Origin of the sequence: Nonomuraea sp. 3N208 (assembly GCF_052245935.1) — a bacterium.
Classification (GTDB): Bacteria; Actinomycetota; Actinomycetes; order Streptosporangiales; family Streptosporangiaceae; genus Nonomuraea.
This window is the reverse complement of record NZ_JBQQBR010000083.1, coordinates 1-21,277: the sequence shown is the minus strand read 5'-3', so window position 1 is coordinate 21,277 and position 21,277 is coordinate 1. Positions and strand designations below refer to the sequence as shown.

Annotated in this window: 17 protein-coding genes and 1 pseudogene; 6 read left to right on the top strand and 12 right to left on the bottom strand. The window is 68.7% G+C overall.

What is annotated here, in order from left to right; all coding sequences use genetic code 11:
• Window positions 1–57 precede the first annotated feature (57 nt).
• From ACTWPT_RS57955 to ACTWPT_RS57935, 5 genes are all read right to left on the bottom strand, one after another.
• On the bottom strand, window positions 58–729 hold the full coding sequence (locus tag ACTWPT_RS57955; protein ID WP_443186106.1) for a response regulator: 672 nt from the start codon (window positions 727–729) through the stop codon (window positions 58–60).
• A complete protein-coding gene (locus tag ACTWPT_RS57950) occupies window positions 726–1,967 on the bottom strand; it encodes a sensor histidine kinase (protein ID WP_443186105.1) in 1,242 nt (413 codons plus the stop codon). The genes ACTWPT_RS57955 and ACTWPT_RS57950 overlap by 4 nt, the downstream gene beginning before the upstream one ends.
• A 101-nt stretch (window positions 1,968–2,068) precedes the next feature.
• The gene (locus ACTWPT_RS57945; RefSeq protein WP_443186104.1) at window positions 2,069–3,313 is read right to left on the bottom strand and encodes an acyltransferase family protein; all 1,245 of its coding nucleotides are present in this window, start codon (window positions 3,311–3,313) and stop codon (window positions 2,069–2,071) included.
• Window positions 3,306–4,262, bottom strand: coding sequence for an alpha/beta hydrolase (locus ACTWPT_RS57940; RefSeq protein ID WP_443186103.1), 957 nt, complete (start codon window positions 4,260–4,262; stop codon window positions 3,306–3,308). The genes ACTWPT_RS57945 and ACTWPT_RS57940 overlap by 8 nt, the downstream gene beginning before the upstream one ends.
• A gap of 498 nt (window positions 4,263–4,760) precedes the next feature.
• On the bottom strand, window positions 4,761–5,684 hold the full coding sequence (locus tag ACTWPT_RS57935) for an AraC family transcriptional regulator (protein WP_443186102.1): 924 nt from the start codon (window positions 5,682–5,684) through the stop codon (window positions 4,761–4,763).
• 122 nt (window positions 5,685–5,806) lie between these two features.
• On the opposite strand from ACTWPT_RS57935, the gene ACTWPT_RS57930 reads away from it, so the two are divergent.
• The gene (locus ACTWPT_RS57930; protein WP_443186101.1) at window positions 5,807–6,358 is read left to right on the top strand and encodes an NADPH-dependent FMN reductase; all 552 of its coding nucleotides are present in this window, start codon (window positions 5,807–5,809) and stop codon (window positions 6,356–6,358) included.
• 58 nt (window positions 6,359–6,416) lie between these two features.
• Here ACTWPT_RS57930 and ACTWPT_RS57925 read toward each other — a convergent pair.
• Both ACTWPT_RS57925 and ACTWPT_RS57920 read right to left on the bottom strand, forming a co-directional pair.
• Window positions 6,417–6,524 (bottom strand): annotated as a pseudogene (locus tag ACTWPT_RS57925) (IS982 family transposase); the annotation flags it as partial.
• 452 nt (window positions 6,525–6,976) lie between these two features.
• Window positions 6,977–7,888 (bottom strand): EamA family transporter, encoded by a 912-nt coding sequence (locus ACTWPT_RS57920; RefSeq protein WP_443186100.1) that lies wholly within the window; start codon window positions 7,886–7,888, stop codon window positions 6,977–6,979.
• Window positions 7,889–7,928: 40 nt separating this feature from the next.
• Between ACTWPT_RS57920 and ACTWPT_RS57915 the strand changes: the two genes are divergently transcribed.
• Window positions 7,929–8,453 carry a MarR family winged helix-turn-helix transcriptional regulator gene (locus tag ACTWPT_RS57915; protein ID WP_443186099.1) on the top strand — a complete coding sequence of 175 codons (525 nt, stop codon included), beginning with the start codon at window positions 7,929–7,931 and terminating at the stop codon, window positions 8,451–8,453.
• A gap of 44 nt (window positions 8,454–8,497) precedes the next feature.
• On the opposite strand, the gene ACTWPT_RS57910 is transcribed toward ACTWPT_RS57915, so the two are convergent.
• A complete protein-coding gene (locus ACTWPT_RS57910) occupies window positions 8,498–8,974 on the bottom strand; it encodes a MarR family winged helix-turn-helix transcriptional regulator (RefSeq protein WP_443186098.1) in 477 nt (158 codons plus the stop codon).
• Window positions 8,975–9,064: 90 nt separating this feature from the next.
• Between ACTWPT_RS57910 and ACTWPT_RS57905 the strand changes: the two genes are divergently transcribed.
• A complete protein-coding gene (locus ACTWPT_RS57905; protein WP_443186097.1) occupies window positions 9,065–9,979 on the top strand; it encodes an NAD-dependent epimerase/dehydratase family protein in 915 nt (304 codons plus the stop codon).
• Window positions 9,980–10,259: 280 nt separating this feature from the next.
• On the opposite strand, the gene ACTWPT_RS57900 is transcribed toward ACTWPT_RS57905, so the two are convergent.
• A complete protein-coding gene (locus tag ACTWPT_RS57900; RefSeq protein ID WP_443186096.1) occupies window positions 10,260–10,817 on the bottom strand; it encodes a GNAT family N-acetyltransferase in 558 nt (185 codons plus the stop codon).
• A gap of 308 nt (window positions 10,818–11,125) precedes the next feature.
• On the opposite strand from ACTWPT_RS57900, the gene ACTWPT_RS57895 reads away from it, so the two are divergent.
• The gene (locus tag ACTWPT_RS57895) at window positions 11,126–12,454 is read left to right on the top strand and encodes a hypothetical protein (RefSeq protein WP_443186095.1); all 1,329 of its coding nucleotides are present in this window, start codon (window positions 11,126–11,128) and stop codon (window positions 12,452–12,454) included.
• Entirely contained in the window at window positions 12,451–13,251 is an 801-nt protein-coding gene (locus ACTWPT_RS57890) for a substrate-binding periplasmic protein (protein ID WP_443186094.1), read from the top strand. The genes ACTWPT_RS57895 and ACTWPT_RS57890 overlap by 4 nt, the downstream gene beginning before the upstream one ends.
• Here ACTWPT_RS57890 and ACTWPT_RS57885 read toward each other — a convergent pair.
• From ACTWPT_RS57885 to ACTWPT_RS57875, 3 genes are all read right to left on the bottom strand, one after another.
• Window positions 13,248–14,258 (bottom strand): ABC transporter substrate-binding protein, encoded by a 1,011-nt coding sequence (locus ACTWPT_RS57885; protein ID WP_443186093.1) that lies wholly within the window; start codon window positions 14,256–14,258, stop codon window positions 13,248–13,250. The genes ACTWPT_RS57890 and ACTWPT_RS57885 overlap by 4 nt on opposite strands.
• A gap of 343 nt (window positions 14,259–14,601) precedes the next feature.
• Window positions 14,602–17,775 carry a CARDB domain-containing protein gene (locus tag ACTWPT_RS57880; protein ID WP_443186092.1) on the bottom strand — a complete coding sequence of 1,058 codons (3,174 nt, stop codon included), beginning with the start codon at window positions 17,773–17,775 and terminating at the stop codon, window positions 14,602–14,604.
• Between the two features lie 273 nt (window positions 17,776–18,048).
• Window positions 18,049–19,272, bottom strand: coding sequence for an aminotransferase class V-fold PLP-dependent enzyme (locus ACTWPT_RS57875; RefSeq protein WP_443186091.1), 1,224 nt, complete (start codon window positions 19,270–19,272; stop codon window positions 18,049–18,051).
• A 22-nt stretch (window positions 19,273–19,294) separates the two neighbouring features.
• On the opposite strand from ACTWPT_RS57875, the gene ACTWPT_RS57870 reads away from it, so the two are divergent.
• Complete coding sequence (locus ACTWPT_RS57870; RefSeq protein ID WP_443186090.1) at window positions 19,295–20,707, top strand: aminotransferase-like domain-containing protein; 1,413 nt, start codon at window positions 19,295–19,297, stop codon at window positions 20,705–20,707.
• Window positions 20,708–21,277 lie beyond the last annotated feature (570 nt).

Here is a 21,277-nt window from a genome sequence, read left to right as displayed (position 1 = left end):
CGCGGACGGCAGTGCCTGAATGATCTAAGCATGAGCACAACCCTTGGCTACGTTCGTCTAGTAGCCCGACGGGCGCACCAGTCCCGTTTCGTACGCGAAGACCGCCGCCTGGGTGCGGTCACGCAGCCCAAGCTTGACCAGGATCCTGCTCACATGCGTCTTGACGGTCTGCTCGGCGACCACCAGCCGCTCGGCGATCTCCGCATTCGACAGGCCCTGCGCAACCAGCGACAGCACTTCGGTCTCCCGTTCGGTCAGGTCGCCCACGCGCTCCTTCAGCGGGCTGCGCGGGGCGCCGGTCACCCGCGAGAACTCGGCGATCAGGCGCTTGGTGACATTCGGCGCGAGCAGGGCGTCCCCGGCCGCCACCACCCGGACCGCATGGGCCAGTTCGGCCGCCGATGCGTCCTTGAGCAGGAAGCCGGACGCGCCCGCGCGCAGCGCCTCGTAGACGTAATCGTCGAGGTCGAAGGTGGTCAGGACCAGGACCTTCACGGTGGCGTCCGGCTCCCCCGCGATGCGGCGGGTCGCCTCGATGCCGCCCAGCTCGGGCATCCGTACGTCCATCAGCACGACGTCAGGGTCGAGCTCGGCGATCTTCGCGACGGCGTCGAGGCCGTTCACGGCCTGGCCGACGACTTCTATGTCAGGCTCGGCGTTGAGCAGCACGGTGAAGCCCTGACGGACCATGATCTGGTCGTCGGCTATGAGCACGCGGATGCTCGTCATGGGGTGGCCTCAATGCCTTTCTGTGAGTCGACGGGCAGGAACACGCTTACTTCGTAACCGCCGACCGGCGTGGGCCCGGTGACGAGATCGCCGCCCAGCATGGCCGCGCGCTCACGCATTCCCAGCAGCCCGTGCCCCGCACCGGGCGAGGGTGGGGCCGGCGCAGCCGGCGCGGCGTTGACGACTCGGATCGTGAGGGCGTCGGGGTGGTAACACAGCCGGACCGCCACCGGCGCGCCCGGCGCGTGCCGCATGGCGTTGCTGAGCGCCTCCTGCACGATCCTGAACGCCGACAGCTCCACCCCGGGCGACAGCGGACGCGGCTCGCCCGCGGTCTCGGCGGTGAGCGTGAGTCCTGCGCCGCGCACATTCGCGAACAGCTCGTCGAGCCGGTCAAGCGTGGGCTGGGGTGTATCCCCAGGTGTGTCCTGTGCCCGCAGTACGCCCAGGACCCGGCGTAGCTCGGTCAGCGCCTCGACGGCGTTCTCGCGGATGCCCGCGAGGTTCTCCCTCAGCTCGTCGGGCGGGTTCTCCACCAGGTGCGGCGCCACCTGCGCCTGAATGGAGATCACCGACATGTGGTGCGCGACCACGTCGTGCAGCTCGCGGGCGATCCTGTTGCGCTCCTCCAGCAGCGTGCGGCGGGCCCGCTCCTCGGCGGTCAACTCCTCCTGGACCTCCAGCCGGGTACGGGTCGTCCTGAGCAGGCGCACCCCCGCCCCGACCGCGACCGCGACCGCGTCGACCAACAGGGCCACCAGCGCATCGCCGCCCCAGCTGCCCTCGGGGATGAACACCACGCATACCGCTCCCGCCAGCGTGGTGATCGCCAGCACCTCGGCCGCGACGCGGGGGCGTACGCGGAGAGCGAGCAGGAACAGCACCCCGGCCTGCAGAGCGATGCCGGAGCCCGTCCACGGGAAAGCCACCGCGTCGGCATACAGGGTCCTCGGGGAAGCCGGTCCTCTGGGCGTCTCCGGGGCCACCATCCAGGGAAAGCTCTCGCCCTGCGAGAGGTACGTCGTTCCCGTCCTCGCACCGATGACCATGACCGCGATCGACGCCCACCAGGCGGGCAGCGGGCGCCACATCGCAATCACGAGGATCGCCGCCTGGACCATGGCGAGCAGCGGGACCGTCGGGTCCACGCCTTCTCCGTCAGGGAACATGCCCATGACCAGCGCGTACAGGATGACCAGAACGTGCGGGAGCCGGGACAGCAAGCGCGGCCTCGCCATGCGAGGGAGCGGGTCGGCGGCCGTCGCCCACAGGTCCGCGCGTAACGTGCCCAGTACCCTTCGCAGCCTGCCCACCTCGCCCTACATCTCCTCTGCCTTGGTCAGGATGATCCAGCGTGGCGACGCGCCGCAACCGGCTTTGAGCGGGTTCGTCGTCGCTCGTACCCGTGGAACGCGGCGCAGCACACCAGCAGCGCCGCCGCGAACACCGGTAACCAGGCCACCCGAGCGAGCACCCAGCCTGGTCCGTCGGGAGCGGTGTGCAGGCCGGGCAGCATTCCGCCCCCGAGTGGCCCGGTCCCAGTCGTCCCGTCCCCGACTCCTCCGGCCCTCAGCATCGCGCTCTCGGCGACCAGGCCGACGGAGGTGACCGCGATCATCGCAGTCTGGTGCCAGAGGAAGATCGTCATCGCGGCGAGGTTGGACAGCGCCACGGCGGCCCAGGCCGCCGGGCGACGCAGCAGCCGCCTCAGCGGACCGAGCAGCAGCAGGGCCCCACCGCACTGGGCCAGCCCGAAGGTGACGGCGGCCAGGGAAGGCGGGTCCAGGTTGGACAGGGGCGCCCCCGGCACACCGACCATGGCGGCAGGGTAGCCGCCCCACGTGACGAGCGCGGCGGTGACCGCCGTGCCGCCGAGCAGCAGCGCCCATCCGGTCACGCGCCCTCGCAGGCGGCCACGGGCCCAGGCCGCCCCAAGGCAGTACGGCACCAGCCACCCGGCCGCCACGTTGACCCCGTTGACCCCCCAACTCGTGCCCCCTCCGGGTCCGGCTGCCGCGTCCACGAGCCCGCCCAGCGGGCCGAACCTGGCTACATCAACACATACGACCACGGCGAGCGGCCACACCGGGTGCAGTCTCGCCACCAATGGGGTCACCGCCGTCAGTGCCACGAAGACCAGCAGGAACCACATCGGGGACAGCACGAGCTTGACCAGCGCCTGTACGCTCTCCAGCCTCGCCCCGCAGGCCAGCATCGCGAGGGCTGCCATGCCCCACACCGCCAGCACGGCCGCCGCCGGCCGGAACAGCCTGGCCGTCCGGCGCACGAGCCACCGCCCGTACGGGACGCCGCGCGCCCGGGCACGCTGGTGGCTCCGCGTCCCCACCAGCCCGCCCACCAGGAAGAAGACCGCGAGGGTCTGGAACACCCAGGAAACCGGGGCGAGCTGCGGCATGGACCGCAGCGGGCTGGCGACCCGCACCGTCCCGCTCTCCACGACCAGCGCGGTCACCAGCCAATGCCCGGCCACCACGCCGAGGATGGCCAGCGCGCGCAGAGCGTCCAGGGCGCGGTCGCGATCGGGCGGCGTCTCGGCGTCGAGCCGCGCGACGAGGTCACGCATCGTCGTCAGCCCGTCCGGACACGATCCGCGCGATGCTCGCCAGCGCCGTGGATCCGGACGCCAGGTAGTCGCTGTGCCCGCCGCCGCCCGCCGCGAAGATCCGGGCGCCGAATCCGGGCGAGATCGGGTCGCCGCCCAGCCCCACTGTGACGAACGGCAACTCGATGGACACATGCGGCAGGCCGCCGACCCAGTCTCCGGCGGTGCGCCCAGCCCACACCGCGGCCGGCGTACGCAGTGCGGCGGCGTCGGCCGCGCCCGCGCCAGGGCTGCCGAACAGGACGATGTCGGCGACGTCCAGTCCCGGCGCGGCTCGGCCGCACACCACGGAGCCGTAGGAGTGGCACAGGAGTGACACCCGTACGCCCGGCCTGGCCACGCGCAGCTCCCGTACGAAGGCGCGCAGGCCGGGGGCGGCCTCGTCGGCGCGGCCGGGAGTCATCGCCTGGAGGCTCACGCTGCTCGGCGTGGCGTACCCGAGCCAGGCGATCACGGCCGACCCGTCGCCCAGCGCTTCTCTGAGCCTCATCGAGCCGCCGCGCAGCAGCCCGTACTTGTCCAGGTTGATGCCGGCGCCGGGGACCAGCACGGCGATCCGCTGGGCGTTGGACAACTCGCCGAAGACCTCCACGGTCCGGCCGCCGTCACGACCGTCGAAGGACAGGAAGTGCCGTGCGGGAGCAGCCATCTCGCGCAGCATCGAGGCGCGCCAGTGGTGGCCGTGCCGGGCCGCCGTCCGTCCAGCCGCCAGGATCTCCGCGCGACTGGCCGCGTACCGCTCGGCGAGTGCGGCCGGGGTCGCGGCGCCAAGTGGGGGCGCGGGGGCGGGAACGGGTGCCGGTACCGCTCCGGGCCGGGTCGCGCCCGTCATCGGCACCGCCACCGAGGTGGCGACGAGCGTTGCGAGCAAGAGGCGGCGCAGGCGGCTGCCACGCGAGCGGGTCGCCATGGGCGGTGGTCCTTCCGTGCCGGTGATGGTGCTCGGGCATCGAAGGTATGGATCACCGCTTGTAGTCGGCCTCCCGCTGCAGGGTGCACATTCCGCGTAACTCTGACGTACTACGGGGTGCAGAGGCCGGTCGCTTGCCGCGCGAGCGGTCCAGCTGAAGCGCGTGCAAGGTAGATCAGAGGAAGTCTCGCCAGAAGGGCACCATGGCCTGCGGATTCCGTCTGTTGCTGTGGGTGTCTGTTTCGGGGGCGCCGAACTGTCGGTTGATGTAGGACGCTCGATCAAGACAGTCGAGATCTACCAATGGGGCCGGAAACCACCCTTGGAAGGTGCCGCTCGCGCGTGAGCACGAGCGCGTCCATCACACCCACTACCAGGACAGATACCGCCTCATAGCCTGGTTACCCGGCTCCCTGAGGAAGCGCCGCACCCAACACACCCTTCGTTACTTTTGCACTCCGCTGCACTCCGCACCGCAGCGACTTAGGACTTACTCGTCTAGGCCACGGCGGAGCAGCGCCGGTACCGGCCGGGCGCCACGCCGTACTCCCGCTTGAAGGCGTTGCCGAAGGCGAACTCCGACGCGTACCCCACCCGCTCGGCCACCTCCGCCACCGACGCGTCGGACTCGCGCAGCATGCGGGCCGCGCTCGCCAGCCGCCACCACGTCAGATAAGCCAGCGGCGGCCGCCCCACCAACTCCGTGAAGCGGCGCGCGAAGCCGGCCCGCGACAGGCCCGCGTGGGCGCCCAGCGACTCGACCGTCCAGCGGCGGTCGGGCTCGGAGTGGATGGCGTTGAGCGCGCGGCCGATGGCCGGGTCGGCCAGCGCGGCGGCCCAGCCGGACAGCCTGCAGGGCTCGTCGTCGCTCTCGAACCAGGCCCGCAGGATGTAGAGCTGCAACGTGTCGAGCAGGGACGACACGACGGTGTCGGCGCCGAGCCTGGGGTTGTCGATCTCGCCGGCCAGCAGCTCGACGGCGGCCCGCAGCTCCGGATGGCAGCCGAGCTTCGCGGGCAGGTGGATGATGCCGGGCAGCGAGGCCAGGATCGGGTGGACCCTGTCGGCATGGAGCCGGTAGCCGCACGACAGGATGACCGTCTCGGCGCCGGTGCCGTCGAAGCCGGTCGAGGCGTACAACTCGGAGTGCAGCGCGCAGTCGGCCTCGGCCAGCGGGCGCGCGGGATCGTCGGCCAGCCCGAACGCGTTGCCGTGCGGCAGGAACACCACGTCGCCCACGCTCAGCGGGACGGGCTCGCTGTCCTCGGGCACGAGCCAGCAGGACCCGCGCAGCACCACCTGGAAGCCCGCGGACCCCGGCAAGGCGGGGAACGCCTGCCCCCACGGCGCACGCCACGAGACGCGGGCGGATATCGGACGCCCGGTCCGCATGAACGCGACCACGTCGCTCAGCACATCCACGAGCGCTGAGTCTAACCGATGAGACGATGGCGTATAAAACTCGGACACCTGCGCATTCACTATCTCAATCTTTGTCTCCTACGGTGGTTCAGGTAACCGGAAACCCCTAAGGGAGCACTGACATGCTGAAGGTTGGCATCATCCTGGGCAGCACCCGTCCCGGCCGCAACGGCGAGGCGGTGGCGCACTGGGTCCGCGATCTGGCGGCCAAGCGGGGCGACGCCGAGTATGAGATCGTCGATCTGAAGGACTACGACCTGGGACATCTGGACGAGCCCGAGCACCCCTCCACGGGCAACTACCAGCACGAGCACACCAGGCGCTGGTCGGCCAAGATCTCGTCCCTGGACGCGTTCGTGATCGTGACCCCCGAGTACAACAACTCCTACCCGGGCGCGCTCAAGGACGCCCTCGACTTCCTGTACAAGGAATGGAACAACAAGGCGGCCGGATTCGTCGGCTACGGCGTGGACGGCGCGCCGCGCGCCATCGCGCACCTGCGCCACGTCCTCGGCCTGCTCAGCGTGGCCACCGTGTCGAACCAGGTCGGGCTGTCCATCCACACCGACTTCGCCGACGGCTTCAGGCCCGCCGCCCACCACGAGGACCGGCTGAACCTCGTCCTCGACCAGATCCACGCCTGGGGCTCCGCCCTGAGTCCGCTGAGAGGGTGAGCCAGTACGCATCTCTCCCTGTACGTCGCCCCTCCAGACGAGTAAGTCCATAGTCGGGTCAGTGGTCGTAGGCGATCAGCGACCGGGTGATGGCCTGGCTGGTGTGACGGTTGTGTCAGATGGCGGCGGTCAGGGCGAGGATGCGCTGGGCGATGCGAGCGCCGACCCGTAGCTCGGCGTCGGTCAGCTTCGGCCTGCGTCCCATTCGCGGCCGGTCCCGAGCCAGTCATGGATCCCGACGTAAGTGCGGCGAGAAGGGTGTTGAGGTTCTGTCTTCACACACCGATCGTCAACACCCTTCGTTACGGCCACACTCCGCTCTGCAGGGGCTTAGGACCTACTCGTCCAGGGCCTGTTCTGGGTTCGGATCTTCAGGCGGGGTGGAAGGCCAGTCTTCTCCGGGATGACTACCCGGATGCCGCATCCGTGCTGGTAGGCGCGGTTGGCTCGTGAGGAGGCTTCAAGCCAGGACCGAAATCCCTCAGCCAGCTTGGCCTTCGGCGCGGGCATGGGGTCTCGGCTTTGTCTGGTCCTGGCGCATGGGGATCTTCCTGTTCCTGATCACGTTCGAGCACGGCCTCCCGCTGGCCATCGTCGTGCACGTGGCCTGCAACCTGGTCATCCTGGCTGTCGTGGGCGCGATGCCGCGTCAACTACTTCTGGAGTGTTCACTCCTCGTTGGCCCGCGCGCATGGGCCGGCCGAGGACGACTCCGATCAGGACCAGCATCAGTCCGCACAGTTGCTGGCCCGTCAACACCTCTCCGGCGACCGCGGTGCCGAGCAGCACGCCCGTCACGGGGTTGAGCAGTCCGATCAGACCCACTGTCCCCGCGGGCAGGTGCCGCAGCCCGGTGAACCAGGCGGCGAAGGCCAGCGCAGTGGCGACCAAAGCGACGTAGCCGAACGCGATGAGCGCCGGCGTGGAGAGCTCGGGCGGAGGGCCCTCCGCGACTGCGGCGATCGGGAGGAGGAACAGACCTCCGGCAGTGAGCTGCCAGGCGGTCGAGGGGAGCACATCGACACCGGCGCTCCACCGCTTGGCCAAGATGTGGCCGAAGGACGACACCAGCATGGCGGCGGCCGAGGCGAGGACTCCCGGCACGCTCACCCCTCCCGCCCCCGTGAGCAGCATGAGACACACCCCGGCGAGCCCGATCGCGGCGCCGGCCAGGTGCCCAATGCTGGGCCGCTCGGACACCAGGGACCAGGCAATGAGCATCATCGTCAGCGGGGACACCGCCATGACGGTCGAGGCGACGCTCGTCGGAAGCAACTGGGAAGCGGCGTAGACGAGGACGAAGAACACGCTCACGTTGAGCAGCCCGAGCACGGCGGATCGCCACCACCACGCGCCGCGCGGCCGCTGCCTGCACAAGGCCAGCAGAACGAGGCCGGCGGGCAGCGCCCGCAGAGCGGCTCCGTACAGCGGGCGGTCTGCGGGGAGGAACTCGTGTGTGACGAAGTAGTTGGTCCCCCAGGCCACCGGCGCGACCGCGGTCAGTGCCACCCAGCGCACATTAGCTTCCATGGAAGACAATATAACTTCCAGGGAAGCTATATTGGTGTCCATGGAAGACCGGCAACCGCTGGACCGCGTAGCCCGCATCCAGGCCGACTGGCGCCGCGAACGCCCCGACATCGACGTCTCCCCGCAGGGAGTGATCGGCCGACTGCACCGCCTGGCGGACCAGCTCACCGAGAGGCTCTGCCTCGTATACGGCCGTTACGGTCTCAGCGAGGGAGAATTCGACGTCCTGTGCGCTCTGCGTCGCGCCGGCGAGCCCTACGAACGGGCCCCCGGCGAGCTCGCCGCGCACACCATGGTCACCACCGGCGCGATGACGAAGAGGATCGACCGCCTGGAGCGAGCCGGGCTCGTCACCCGCCGCCGTTCCGATGACGACCAGCGTGGCCGAATCGTCGCCCTCACCAGGCCCGGACGCGAACTGATCGATCGGGCCTTCACCGACCACATGCGCAACGAACGCGACCTGCTGGATCTGCTGACGCCCACCGAGACCGAGACGCTCGAAACACTGCTCACGACCTGGCTCTCCCGCATGGAACACCCGCGCCCTCCCAGCAGCGAGTGACCGTCTCGGCGTGACCGGTGCCGACCCGGCAGCTACGTCAACTCTTACGGGCTTGCCGGGTCTGCCTCCTGGTGAAGTTGCTCGATCAGGGCGGCCAGTTCCCGATCGCCGCTGATGCCGGCAAGAGTCTGTTCGAGGACGTTGGCATAGGTCGCGCGCGCCGCAGTGACGGCTTCGCGGCCGCGATCAGTGATCTGCGTGTAGACACCGCGCCGGTCGGTCGGGCAGTGAAAGCGTTCGGTCAGTCCCCTCCGCTCGAGCCGGGCAACCAGGCGGCTGACCGAGCTCTGCTGGAGCGGGATCGCGTCGGCGAGGACTTGCTGGCGCAGGTGACCGCCATCGTCGGAGTAGGCCAGCGCCGCGAGGGCGGTGTACTCGGAGACGGACAGGCCGTGCTCGTTCTGCAGGATGCGGTCCAGTGCCTCCTGGACGACGGCCTCCAGGCGTCTCAACGCCTGCCAGCGTCTTTCGAGGTTCGACGGCAGTTCGACGCGCGGGACGCGTCCGGTGATCGGCGGCATTGTCCTTCCTCCCTAGAGGACCAGTTTGACAGGGATTCCATGCATAGACAATGTATGTATAAGCAAATATTGTACGTACATGGAGGGCTCATGCGTGTCTTCGTCACCGGCGCCACTGGATACATCGGAGGCTCCGTCGCCAACCGGATGCTGCGGACCGGCCACCAGGTCACCGGCCTGGTCCGCAGCCCCGAGAAGGCGCGGATGCTTGAGCGCATAGGCGTGACCCCGATCCTGGGCACCCTGGACGACCAGGCCCTTCTCGCCGAGCAGGCACAGGCCGCCGACGCTGTCGTCAACGCCGCCGACAGCGACCACCGAGGTGCCGTGGAGACACTGGTGGAGGCGCTCGCGGGATCAGGCAAGCCGCTGCTGCACACCAGCGGGTCGAGCATCGTGGGCACCGATTCCCGCGGCGAGGCGTCCGCGGAGACCTTCGGGGAGGAGATTTTCGATTCGGAGTCGTCCTGGCGGCCGGCCGACGACAAGGAAGCGCGGGTGGCGATCGACCGGTATGTTCTGGCCGCCTCAGGCCGCAAGGTCCGGTCGGTAGTTCTGTGCAACACTCTGATCTACGGCCACGGCCGCGGGCTGAGCCGCGACAGCGTGCAGATTCCCGCCCTGGTCCGGCAGGCTTACAAGAGCGGGACCGTCCGCAGGGTCGGTGCCGGACGCAACATCTGGTCGAACGTCCACGTTGATGACGTGGCCGACCTCTATCTGCTCGCGCTCGATGCGGCCCCCGCCGGGTCGTTCTACTTCGTGGAAAACGGTGAGGCGTCGTTCACCGATATCACCGCCGCCATCGCCGAGGCGCTGGGCCTGGGATCCGCAGAGGCGTGGGACATCGCCGCCGCGATCCAAGAGTGGGGCTACGAGGCCGCCGTCTTCGCCCTCGGCTCCAACAGCCGGGTCCGAGGCGAGCGCGCCCGCGCCCGACTCGGCTGGCGTCCTCGCCACACCTCCGTACTGGACTGGATCAAAAACGACCTGACCAAGGACTGAGATCAGCCGGCCGGCCGGGAGCGAGTGCCCTCTCCAGCAGGTTTGCGCATGCGGTCCGCCGTCGACCCCGGATGATCGTCGGTTGTTTACGCCAGTCGATCAAGAACAGGGGCCGCGTTCGCGTGCCATCATCCCCGATCGACGTGCTCGCCGCCGCCTGGAGCACGTCACCTCCGCCAGCCTTGTCACCGACCCGGACGGCCTGCCCGCGTTGGTCGAAATCCTGGACGCGCTGCCCGACCAGGCCCAGGATCAGCGACGATTTCCTGCAGTCAATAGTTCAACGGCCTTGATCAGCAGGTGGCAAAACACGCTGCACCCACAGCGAGCTGATGTACTGACCGTTCTTGATTGCGTACTCGCGGAACGTACCGACCTCCGTGAAACCGAACTTCCGGTGCAGGGCAACCGATGCGTCATTGGGCAGGGCTATGCCCGCGAGAACAACGTGAACCGGCTCGCCGGCAAGGCAAGCGAACAGCTCCCGATACAGCAAAGTCCCCACACCCTGGCCACGGCAACTCACATCCAGCGCGATGCTGACCTCGACAGTCTCCTGGAAGGCTTCGTGGTCGCGATAGGGCTGGCTGCAGGCATAGCCCAAAACCGCATCGCCCCGTCGAGCAACTAGCAGCCGGTAGGGCCCGGTCGAGGAGAACTGCTCAAACCAGCTGCGCCGCTCGGCCACGCTGGTTGGTCGAGCGGCGAACGAAGCCATCGAGTTCACGATCGTGTAGTTGAGGATCCTAACGATTTCGGCGAGGTCATCCTCGGTCGCAGGCCCAATTTCGAGGGGATTCAGCTCGGCAGATGCGCCCATGTCGGTCCGCTGACTCACCTCAACATTCTATCCCCCAACCTACAAGTCGCACGGTGTTCCCGAACGCCCATACCCGCACCTGTGCCCTGTTGACTGGTGGCGGGTGTCGGACTGGAGCGCCGTCCGGCAGGCGATGCTGGGCTGCACCCCGCCCGCCGTCTCTTCACCTCCTGCTATCCCGGGGTGGGGGTCCGGGGGCCGAGGCCGTCGGCGATCCGACTTGCGGATCTGCCGCGCCCGCAGCCATGCTCGATTTCCCAGCACGAGTCGATCTCGGGAGGCGCAGTGCACACCAACGATCTGGGCGTCTCCCGCCGGAGCAGGCCATGACGGTGACGGCGATGCCTCCGGTCCGGCGCAAGGAGTCGATCCCCGGACGGGTGCGCACGCTGTCCGGGCTGTCCCTGCTGACGTTGACGCTGCTGCTGGCCGCGATCCTGGCCGGCGCGGCGAGTACGGGCTCCGGCCTGCGCACCATCGGGCATGACGCCGGGCCGCAGGTGCTCGCCACCACGGGCCTGTATCGGCAGATGTCGGAGATGGACGCGCTGGTGGCCGAGACCCTGCTGCTGGGCAGGGAGTACGGCCCGCAGCAGCAGGCCGACCTGACCAGCTATGACCTGCGACGGCTGGAGATCTCCGAAGGCCTGCTCAAGGCCTACCGGCTGGCCCTGGACAACCCCGCCGAGCAACGCACGGTCGAGTCGCTGATCGAGGGGCTGGGCCGCTACGAACGGCTGGCAGCCCAGGCCCGGCTGCTGGACATGCAATCCAAGCACACCGCGGGACAGCCGCCCGACAATGTGGTCGAGGCCTATCAGAAGGCCACCGACCTCATGCACCGCGAACTGCTCCCCCAGGCCTACAACCTGACCCTGGAAACCGGGACGATCGTCAGGCGCGCGCACGCCGCCGAGCGCTCGACCACCTCGCTGGCCCGCTCCGCCGTCATCGCCACCGGGCTGCTCGCTCTAGCCTGCCTGCTGGGCCTGCAGGCCTACCTGACCCGCAGGTTCCGCCGGGTCTTCGCGCCGGCCCTGGTGGTCGCCACCGTGCTCACCGCGGCCGGCCTGGTGACCGGCACGGCCCTGCTCAACCGGCAGGGCCAGGCACTGGAGGAGGCCAAGCGCCGCGGTTTCGACTCGGTGCTCACCCTGACCAGAGCACGGGCGATCAGCAAGAGCATGCACGGAGACCAGAGCCGCTACCTGCTCGACCGCTTCCGCAAGGACACCTACGAACACACCTTCCTGGACAAGTCCCGGACGATCGCAGCCGTCGAGTCCACCAGCCTGCCGGACTACCAGAGCAAGCTGCATACGAACTTCCAGGGAATGCTCGGCAGCCTGACGGGCCAGGACCGGGAACGACTCTTCGCCGCCTACCAGAGGTTCCAGCAGACCGACGCACGGATGCGGACCATGTCGGCCGAAGCGGCGATCAAGTTCTGGGACGGCGAGCTCACCCAGGCCTACGAAAGCTACGACAAGGTGCTGGAGGAGCTGGTCCGGCGGCACGAGTCCGACTTCGAGCGCGCCATCGACAGCGGCGACGGAGCCCTGGAGACGCTGTGGCGGTCGATCCCCGCCGGGCTGGCCGCCGGCGCCCTGCTCATCCTGGTCGGCATCTGGCCACGACTCAGGGAGTACCGGTGAGAAAACTGCTGATCTGCCTGATCCTGCTGCTCACCGCCTGCGGCGCCGCGCGGCCGGAATCCCTCGTGGACAAGGACGACCTGATCGTCGCCATCCGCTCGGACGTCCCGCTGATCAGCTTCAAGGGGCAGGACGGCGCGTACGACGGCTTCAACATCGACGTGGCCAAGGATCTCATTGCCCGGCTGGGCAAGCAGATCCGCTGGCTGGAGATCAAGGCCGGCGACCAGCTCACCGTGCTCACGGACGGACGTGCCGACCTGGTCTTCGCCCACATGTCGGTCACCCCGGAGCGGAAGAAGGTGATCGACTTCGCCGGGCCGTACCATGTCGACTTCCAGGACATCGCGGTACGGCCGGCCGACAAGGGCGTCATCCGCGACGTCCGCGACCTGGAGGGCCGCAAGATCTGCTGGGTGCGTGGCACGAACATCGCCCAGCGGATCGTCGACGAGCGCGGGGTCAAGGCGATCGCCGTCGACGCACCCGACTACAACGTCTGCCTGGAGATGATCAAGGACGGCAGGATCGACGCCATCTCCACCAACAGCCAGATCCTGGCGGGGCTGCTGACCAGGCCGGGCGTCGACCTGCACCTGGTGGGCGCGACTTTCAACGAGCAACGCACGTCGATCGGCGTTCGCAAGGGCGACGTCGACGGCTGTGAGGAGCTCAACCGGGCCATCACTCAGATGTACCAGGACGGCACAGCGCACATGCTGCTGGACAAGTGGTTCGGCAAGTCGGGCATCGACCTGTCGGTGATCTCGGTACCGCAGTTCGAGGGCTGCTCCTAGGCAGGCGGCCGGGCGACCTCCGCGCCGAACCTGCCGACCAGCGCCTGCTTGGCGCGCCCGGCGACCTCCACATCGTAGGAGACCAGCTTGACCGTCGCCGGGTCGACCGCCTTGGAGTGCGCCGGCACCTTGGTGTTGGTGGGCAGGGCGTAGAACTTCACCAGCGGCCCCAGCCGCTGGGATGCTCCGCTCAGCGCCCAGTCGACGTATTTGCGTGCGCTGTCGGGGTTGTGTGCCCCGGCCAGCACCGCCAGGCCACCGAGCTCGTAACCGGTGCCCTCCTGCGGGAAGGTCACCTCCAGATTCGGATAGCCCTGCTCCTGGGCGGCGACGCAGTCATGGGAGAAGACGACGCCGACCGCCGCTTCCTCCTTGGCCGCCTGCAAGGCGGCTGCGCTGCCGGCAGTGTTGTATCTCAGCACGTTCGGGTGGAGGCTGCGCATGTAGCCGAGCGCGGCGTCCTGATCGTGGCCGTTGAGCTCCATTTGCGTCCACAGGCCGGCGTAGGCGGTTCCGGAGGTGGCCGGATGGGCGATGGCGACGCTGCCGCGCAACCGCTTGTCCAGCAGTTCCCGCCAGGAGCGGATTGGCTGCATGCCTCGCTTGGCCAGCTCCTTGGTGTTGTTGCAGAAGGCCAGCACGCCGACGTAGATCCCGCTCCAGGCGTTCTCCCGATCAGCCCACCCCTGCCGGATTTCACCGGATTTTTCGGATTTGTACGGCTCCAGTAGCCCCTGACTCTTGGCGGCCACGTAGGAGGCGGCCTCACCGCCATGCCAGACATCGAACTCCTGCCGCGCCCTGGCCGCCTTGATCCGCTCCAGCGCCTCTCCACTCGACAGCCGGACGAAGTCGGCCTCCACGCCGGTGGAATCGGAGAACCTCTTGACCATCATCGCGCACCAGCGCTCGCTCGCGCCGCACGCGACCGTGATCTTGTCCCGTCTCGGCGTCGAACAGCCCGCGGCCATCAGGACCGCTACCAATGCGATGGCTAACGGCCTCATTGCCTCTCCAATGGGTTTGCCGACGTCTCACCCGTGTGCCGATCCCATTCGACACTCCGTCACGAGAGTCACGCAACTGATCTCCGCTTGGGGTGTTCACGCACAACGAGCCACGGCCTCCACATCGCGGACGTGTACCCCAGGCCCGGCCCGCCGGCCCCTCCGGCACTCGGACGTGCCCAGCACGGTGCGCGGTGACGAACTCGACGAACCGGACCGGACCGGACCGGCGAGCCGAGCGCGCAGTCGATCCCGACCCTCACCATTCCCCCACCATAGGTGGGATCCCGCAGGTCAAATGAGGATGGCCCGCCGCGGACGGTCGCGGCGGGCCTGTCCGGGCTCAGTAGCGTTCGCTGAGGTTGAGGTTGATCTCGGTCAGTACGGTCGTCGCCTTGCCATACCGGAGCAGGTTCGCGAGGTTGTCCGGCAGCAGGAGGGTGGCCTGTGCGTGGCGAGCGGCCTGGCCCACGGACCGCAGTTCCAGCGCGGCGGCGACCAGCGAGACGATCTTCGTCGCGGCGTTGATCCGCCGGTCGGCCAGGTTGAGGTAGGTGGTCAGCAGCTGGGCTCGGAGGAGGTGGGACTGGCTGATGGAGAGGGCGAAGACCGCCTTCACCTCGGCCCGGGTGAGCGCGCCGTCCGGGGCCGAGCCGTCGGCTCCGTCGAAGCGGGAGTCGGTCGCCTGGATACGGGCCAGCAGTTCGGTGGTCTGCCGGTCGGTGTGCAGCTGCCAGGACAGCTGTGGCCATGGGTTTCGGGTGGGTGCGACCTCGGTGATGCTGGTGGAGGCCGTCGCGGTCACCGGCTCGTAGACGCAGCCGTTCCCGTTCCCGTACGAGGCCGTGGCGGAGTCGGGGATCTCGTTCCCGGCGACGAACAGCAGGCTGGGCCGGGCGGTGAACTGGACACCGGAGCTCGCGCCGCCGGCGAGCGATCCGAGCGACCAGGTGAGCGTGGTCGTGCCGTCCGGGTTGGCGGTCACGGATGAGGGCTTGGGCCCGGTCCCCTGGTCGAGGGCCTGACTGTAGTGGACCTCGGACGGGAGGGTGTCGGTGAGGGTCACGTTGGTGGCCGTGCCGCTGCCCACGTTGGTGACCTTCAGATCGATCGTCATCGCCTCGCCCGCGTTGACGGTCGGCGGCGCGCTCTTGTCCAGGGTTAGCTTCGGGGCGTGCACCTTGGTCGTGGCCGTCGCGGTGTTGTTGGCCGTGTTCGCCTCGGCTCCTCCCTTGGTGTCACGCGCGATCGCCGTGGCCGTGTTGGACAGGACGGTCCCGTTGGCGGTGTCGCAGGGGATCGCATAGCTGAACGTCTCGGTCTTGGACAGTCCCGCGCCCAGGTAGGGCACCTGGCGCGACTGGGTGCCGCCACCGGGCGGAGTGTCGGTCAGGTCGATCGCCGTCGCGGCGCCGGTGCCGACATTGTCCAGCTTCACCTGGTAGTTCAGGGTGTCGCCGGGCTCGGCGTCGGACCGGTCGACGGTCTTCGTCGTCGCGATGTCGGGGTCGTACTGGTTGAAGAAGGACAGCTCCTGCCGTACCGCCGTGTCGAAGTCGAGCTCCTTTTCCGGCTCGCCGCCCGCGCCGGCGCAGAGCGACGGGCTCGTGCTCGTGACGTAGCCGCTGCAAGCGAGCCCGCCGGCGTCGGAGGACAGCGCCGCCCGGAACTTGACGGCCGACCAGTCGTCGTGATCCTTGAGGGGCGGGCTGCCCTTGGTGTCGTTGATGTCCACGTCCACCGTGCCCGCATCGATGATCGGCCTGCCGGTGGCGTCGCGGTTGTCGTTCCAGTTGAGCGGCCCGTTGCCGATGTCCGACCGCAACAGCCTGGGCCCGCCCGCGGTGGGGTTGTCATGCCACCAGAAGGTGTAGTCGGTGCCGTCCTTAATCCCGTCCGCCTCGTTCAGCAGGGGCTCCTTCAGCTCGGGAAGTTTTCCGCTCGAGTAGCCGATGCGGACCGCGCCCTTCCTCCAGTCCCGCAGCTCATCGACCAGCAGCGGCGGCGGGCTGTTGGGAATCCCCGTCTGGAAGAAGTAGTTCATGACGCTGATGTAGTTGGGCTTCCAGTTCTCGCCGGTGTCGCCGCCGTGATCCAGGCTCAGCGCGTGCCCGAGTTCGTGCATGATGGTGCCGGCCTGGTCCTGTACGGTGCCGACCCAGGCGTCGTCGGCTCCCGTATTGGGCGTGAGAACCTGCCGGTCGGTCGAGTGCGCGCTGGTCGTGTTGCAGATGCGGTCGGGGCCCACGTGGATCTGGGTTCCGATCACCGCGTCGTCGCCGGCCCGCGTCGTCTGCAGCATGCCGTCGCCGGCGTAGTCACGGCCGAAGTCCGCCACGCACATGGTTCGCCATGAGCCAAGGGTGACGATGAAGTCCTTGTTGTTGTCTCTGGTGGGTTCGCAGCATTGCCCCGACGTTCCCGGGTCGGGCGTGCTTGAGGCTCCGCTGCCGAGCATGATGTCATGCGCGAAGATCGCATAGTGTGCGTACGGGGCCAGCTCCGCGCGGAGGTTGGCGTTGCGCGCATTACGGAAGTCGTCGTTGTTGTTCAGGCCCATTGTCGCTTGTTCGGGAAGCTGCCTTCCCAGAATGTGGATGAAGTCGACGCCGTCCCGGTGTGTCCCCGGGTAGGGGCACGGATTCTCCGCTTTGACCGGCGCCGCGTCGAAGGCGTTCCTGACCAGGGTGATCGCGGCATCCTTGGGCCGGTGCGAGTGCCTGGCGTCGGCCATGAAGTCGGTCTGCAGGATGATCGTCTTACGGCATGGGTCGGCGCCGCGCGCTGGGAGGTCGGCGATGACCGCGCCGTTGCGGTCGTGTACCCCGGAAAGCTCAATGATGTCCGGGATGCCGTCGTGGTCGGTGTCGGGCAGCACGGTGGAGACGGAGATGCCGAGCCTGGTCTTCCTGCCGTCATTGTCCCTTGGGAAACCGTGGTCGCCGTCGCCCTCGACGCAGCTCTGACCCTTCGGCTGGCCGTTTTGGGTATGAATGCAGGGCGTGCCGAAGACGATGCTGTCACCCGACAGGGAGCCAGAGCGCAGGTCGTAGACGAGGTTCAGTTCGAGATCGTCGTTCCTAGGGCTGATGTCCATCCTGTCGTCGTTGGTGTTGAGGCCGTCGTCCCAGTCCCACAGGGTGACGGTGATCTCCACGGTCGGCTTGTCACCGGGCAGGTCCGTCTTGGTGAAACGCCAGCCGTTGGGCGCCTCGGGCAGGCCGAAGGGCTCGAATTCGTCGTCCTGGATCCGCGGGCCCACCTCGAGGGGCCCGTCGGCGATCTTTACTCTCGGGAAGTAGTCCCCATCTCCCTCGCCCCCGCTGTCCGGGTCCTCGACCTGCAGGAGATAGTCGATGGAAAAGGTCAGCGACAGGGTCGGGGCCGCCGCTGCGGCCGGTGTGGCCAATACCGGAATCAATGCGACGAGCAGCCCGCCGATCGCCCCGAGCGTGAGCCGCCGGCGCCACGACGCAAGCCGCCCCTGCCACGTTCTCGCTCCATGATTGACGCCCACGGTCGTTCCTCCTGAGGGTTTGCCCTGCAGAGGAGCGTCCGCCTCATATCCCGCTCACGCATGAGTAGCCCCTACTCAAGCCGGCCGGAGCAGAGAGCTCAGATACCCGCCAGGTACTCTGCGGAGACGGGATGCACGGTCCCGATGAGGTCGAGCAGCCGGGTGTAGGACGTCGATGTACTGGGCGAGCGTGATGTACCCAAGCCCAGCCGGCCGTTGGGCATCCCGGGCAGCTCGGAGGGCTGCGTCGCCGAGCCGCCCGTACTCAGAGGTTCAGCGGTCGTCACGGCTGCCGCCTGCGACGCTGAGGTCGGCGACCGCCGCGACGACCTGGTCCACTTCCTGCTCGGTGTTGTAGTAGTGCGGCGACAAGCGCAGGCACCAGTCGATGTCCTTGTCGCCGAAGTCGAACTGTGCGAAGTGGCGGAAGCTGAGCGCCGAGTTGATGCGGCGTGCGTCCATGGCGGCCTTGAACGGCTCCGGCTGCCAGCCGTCGATGACGAAGGTGACCAGGGCGCCCAGTTGCCGGCCGTGGTCGAGCACGCGGACTCCCGGCAGATCGGCGAGCCTGTCGCGCAGGCCGGCGGCCAGGGCGGGGGTTCGACGGGCGATGGCGTCCATGCCGACCTGGCGGGCGTAGCGTACGGCGGCGGCACAGCCGAGGACGATGGCATAGGGGAACTCCCAGTCCTCGAATCTGGCTGCCGTCTCGACGGGCTGGTAGCGGCCCGGCTCGACCCAGCGCGCGCCGTACATGTCGATGAACAGCGGCTCGTAGCCGGCGCGCAGGACGCGGTCGGACACGTACAGGAAGCCAGAGCCGCGGGGGCCGCGCAGGAACTTGCGGCAGGTGGCGGTGAGCAGGGCGCAGCCGATCTCCGCGACGTCGATCGGGTACTGGCCGACCGACTGGCAGGCGTCGACCAGGTACAGCAGATCCAGTTCGCGGCAGAGCCGGCCGATCTCCGCGACCGGCTGGACCAGGCCGGAGTTGGTGGGGATGTGGGTGGCGGCCACCAGCCGGGGCCGGTGCTCGCGCATCAGGGCGGCCATCGCCGCCACGTCCACCCCGCCCTCGGGCGCGTCAGGAGCGTGCACCAGACGCACGCCGAACCTCTTGCTCAGCGACAGGAAGGCGATCTGATTGGAGATGAAGTCGTTGCGGGTCGTGAGGATGACATCACCGGCCTCGAACGGGATCGCCGACAGGGCGGTGGAGAACGCGTGGGTGGCGCTACCGGCGAACGCGATGTTCTCGGGAGCGCAGTTGATCAGGGCGGCGGTCTCGGCGTAGAACTCGCGGACTTGCTCGGCGCGGGCGGCCGAGGCCTCGTAGCCACCGATGCTCGCCTCCAGCTGCAGGTGGTCGACCATCGCGGCCAGCACAGGCGCTGCCAGCAGACCGCAACCGGCGTTGTTGAAGTGCACGACGTCGCCGGCGCCGGGGGTGTCCGCGCGCAGGGCCGCGACGTCCAGAAGCGATTCTGGGGAAATCATGGAAGCGCTATTATCATTTCTCATGTCAGACAGTAGCAGTTCTGCGGAGTTGGCGACCAGGATGCGCGCGATGATCGACCGGCTGTCACCGGGCGACCGTCTGCCCAGCAGCCGCGAGCTGATCCGGCGCTACCAGGTCGGCCCCGCCACCGTGTCGCAGGCGATCGCCACGCTCGCCGCCGAGGGCCTGGTGGTCACTCGTCCAGGCAGCGGCACGTACGTGGCAGCACGCGCCCAGCGGCGCGCCAAAGTGGCCGACACCGCCTGGCAGACCGTCACCCTCGCCGACCGGACCGTGGACACCCGAATCCTCACCGGCGCCGTCGGTGCGCCACCCGCGGGTACGATCATGCTGGACGGCGGCTACCTGCATCGATCGCTCCAGCCCACCCAGATCCTGACCGCGGCGCTGGCCCGCGCCGCACGCCGCCCCGACGCCTGGGACCGCGCCCCCGCCAGCGGCCTGGCGGCCCTGCGCAGCGTGTTCGCCACCATGGCCGGCGGCGACGTGAGCGCGGACGACATCCTGGTCACGGCCGGCGGGCAGAGCGCCCTGTCCATGGCGTTCCGGGCCATCGCGGCGCCGGGTGACCCCATCCTGATGGAGTCGCCCACCTATCCGGGAGCGATAGCCGCCGCCAGGGCAGCCGGCCTGCGCCCGGTACCGGTGCCGATGGATGCCGACGGCCTGCAACCTGACCTCCTGGCCGACGCCTTCGCCATGACCCGCGCACGCCTGCTGTACTGCCAGCCGGCCTATCACAACCCCACCGGCACCGTGCTGGCGCCACAACGCCGCCGCCAGATCATCGATGCGGCCAGGGCGGCGGGCGCATTCGTGATCGAGGACGACTTCGCGCGGCACCTCGGACACGGCACGCCGGTGCCGCCGCCCTTGCTGGCCGACGATCGCGACGGCACCGTGGTCTACCTGACCTCGCTCACCAAACCGGCGGCGCCGAGCCTGCGCATCGGCGCCCTGGTGGCCCGAGGCCCGGTGATGGAACGCCTGCGCGCCACCCGCCTGGTCGACGACTTCTTCGTCACCCGCCCGCTCCAGGAAACAGCGCTCGAACTCCTCAGCTCTCCCACGTGGGAACGGCATGTCCGTTCTCTGGCCGCAGCCCTGCGGGAGCGGTGCGGAGCGCTGGCCGCCGCCGTCACGCACGAACTTCCCCATTGGCCCCTCACCCGCATCCCCACCGGCGGACTGCACCTGTGGGTCCGCCTGCCGTACGGCACCGACGACACCGTGATCGCCGACACGGCCCGTCAGCACGGCGTCGCCGTCAGCGCCGGCAACCGCTACTTCGCCACCGAACTCCCGGCGGCCTACCTACGCCTCGGCTTCGCCGCCACCGCCGACCGTACCGAGCTGATCGAAGCCGCACGCCGACTCGCGTCCGCCCACGAGCACGCCGCCGGCACGCGCTGATCGAAGCGCCAAAACCACACCCACCGCCCGCAGACCTCCTAGCATTCCGCTGACCTGCAGGAACGCGCAGATGGCGGCCGGTAGAGCCGTCCTTACCGACACCCGCACTCGCAGCGCCGGCCAGACGCTCGAAGAGCCCACCCCGGTCGCCTACGATCCGGTCACGGCAAAGGTCCGCGCGTGGGCCAGGAGTCAGGGGCTGGAAGTTCCGGCCGACGGGCGGCTGTGCCCGCCCGGAGATCTGGGACGCGTATCGGCGTGCCCACTCCTGAAGTCCACAGGTCACGCGTATCCCCCTGTCAGGTGAAGTGCATCACGATGGCGACGCCCACCACGTGCATCGCGACCACCGCGACGATCAGGGAGACAAAGACGAACTTGGCCGGGCCGTATTCGAAGGTCTTGCCTTCTTCGAGCGGCTTGCGGTCGGCAATGCGCTCCTCAGAGGGCGGTCCGCGGGTCTATGCCCCTGATGTCGTAGTGTGATCAAGTGAATCTGTAGCGTTATGCCTAGCTGGTGGGCGTGGGTGTGCTGAGATGGCCGGGTGAGTGAGCGCAAGCCGTACGCGA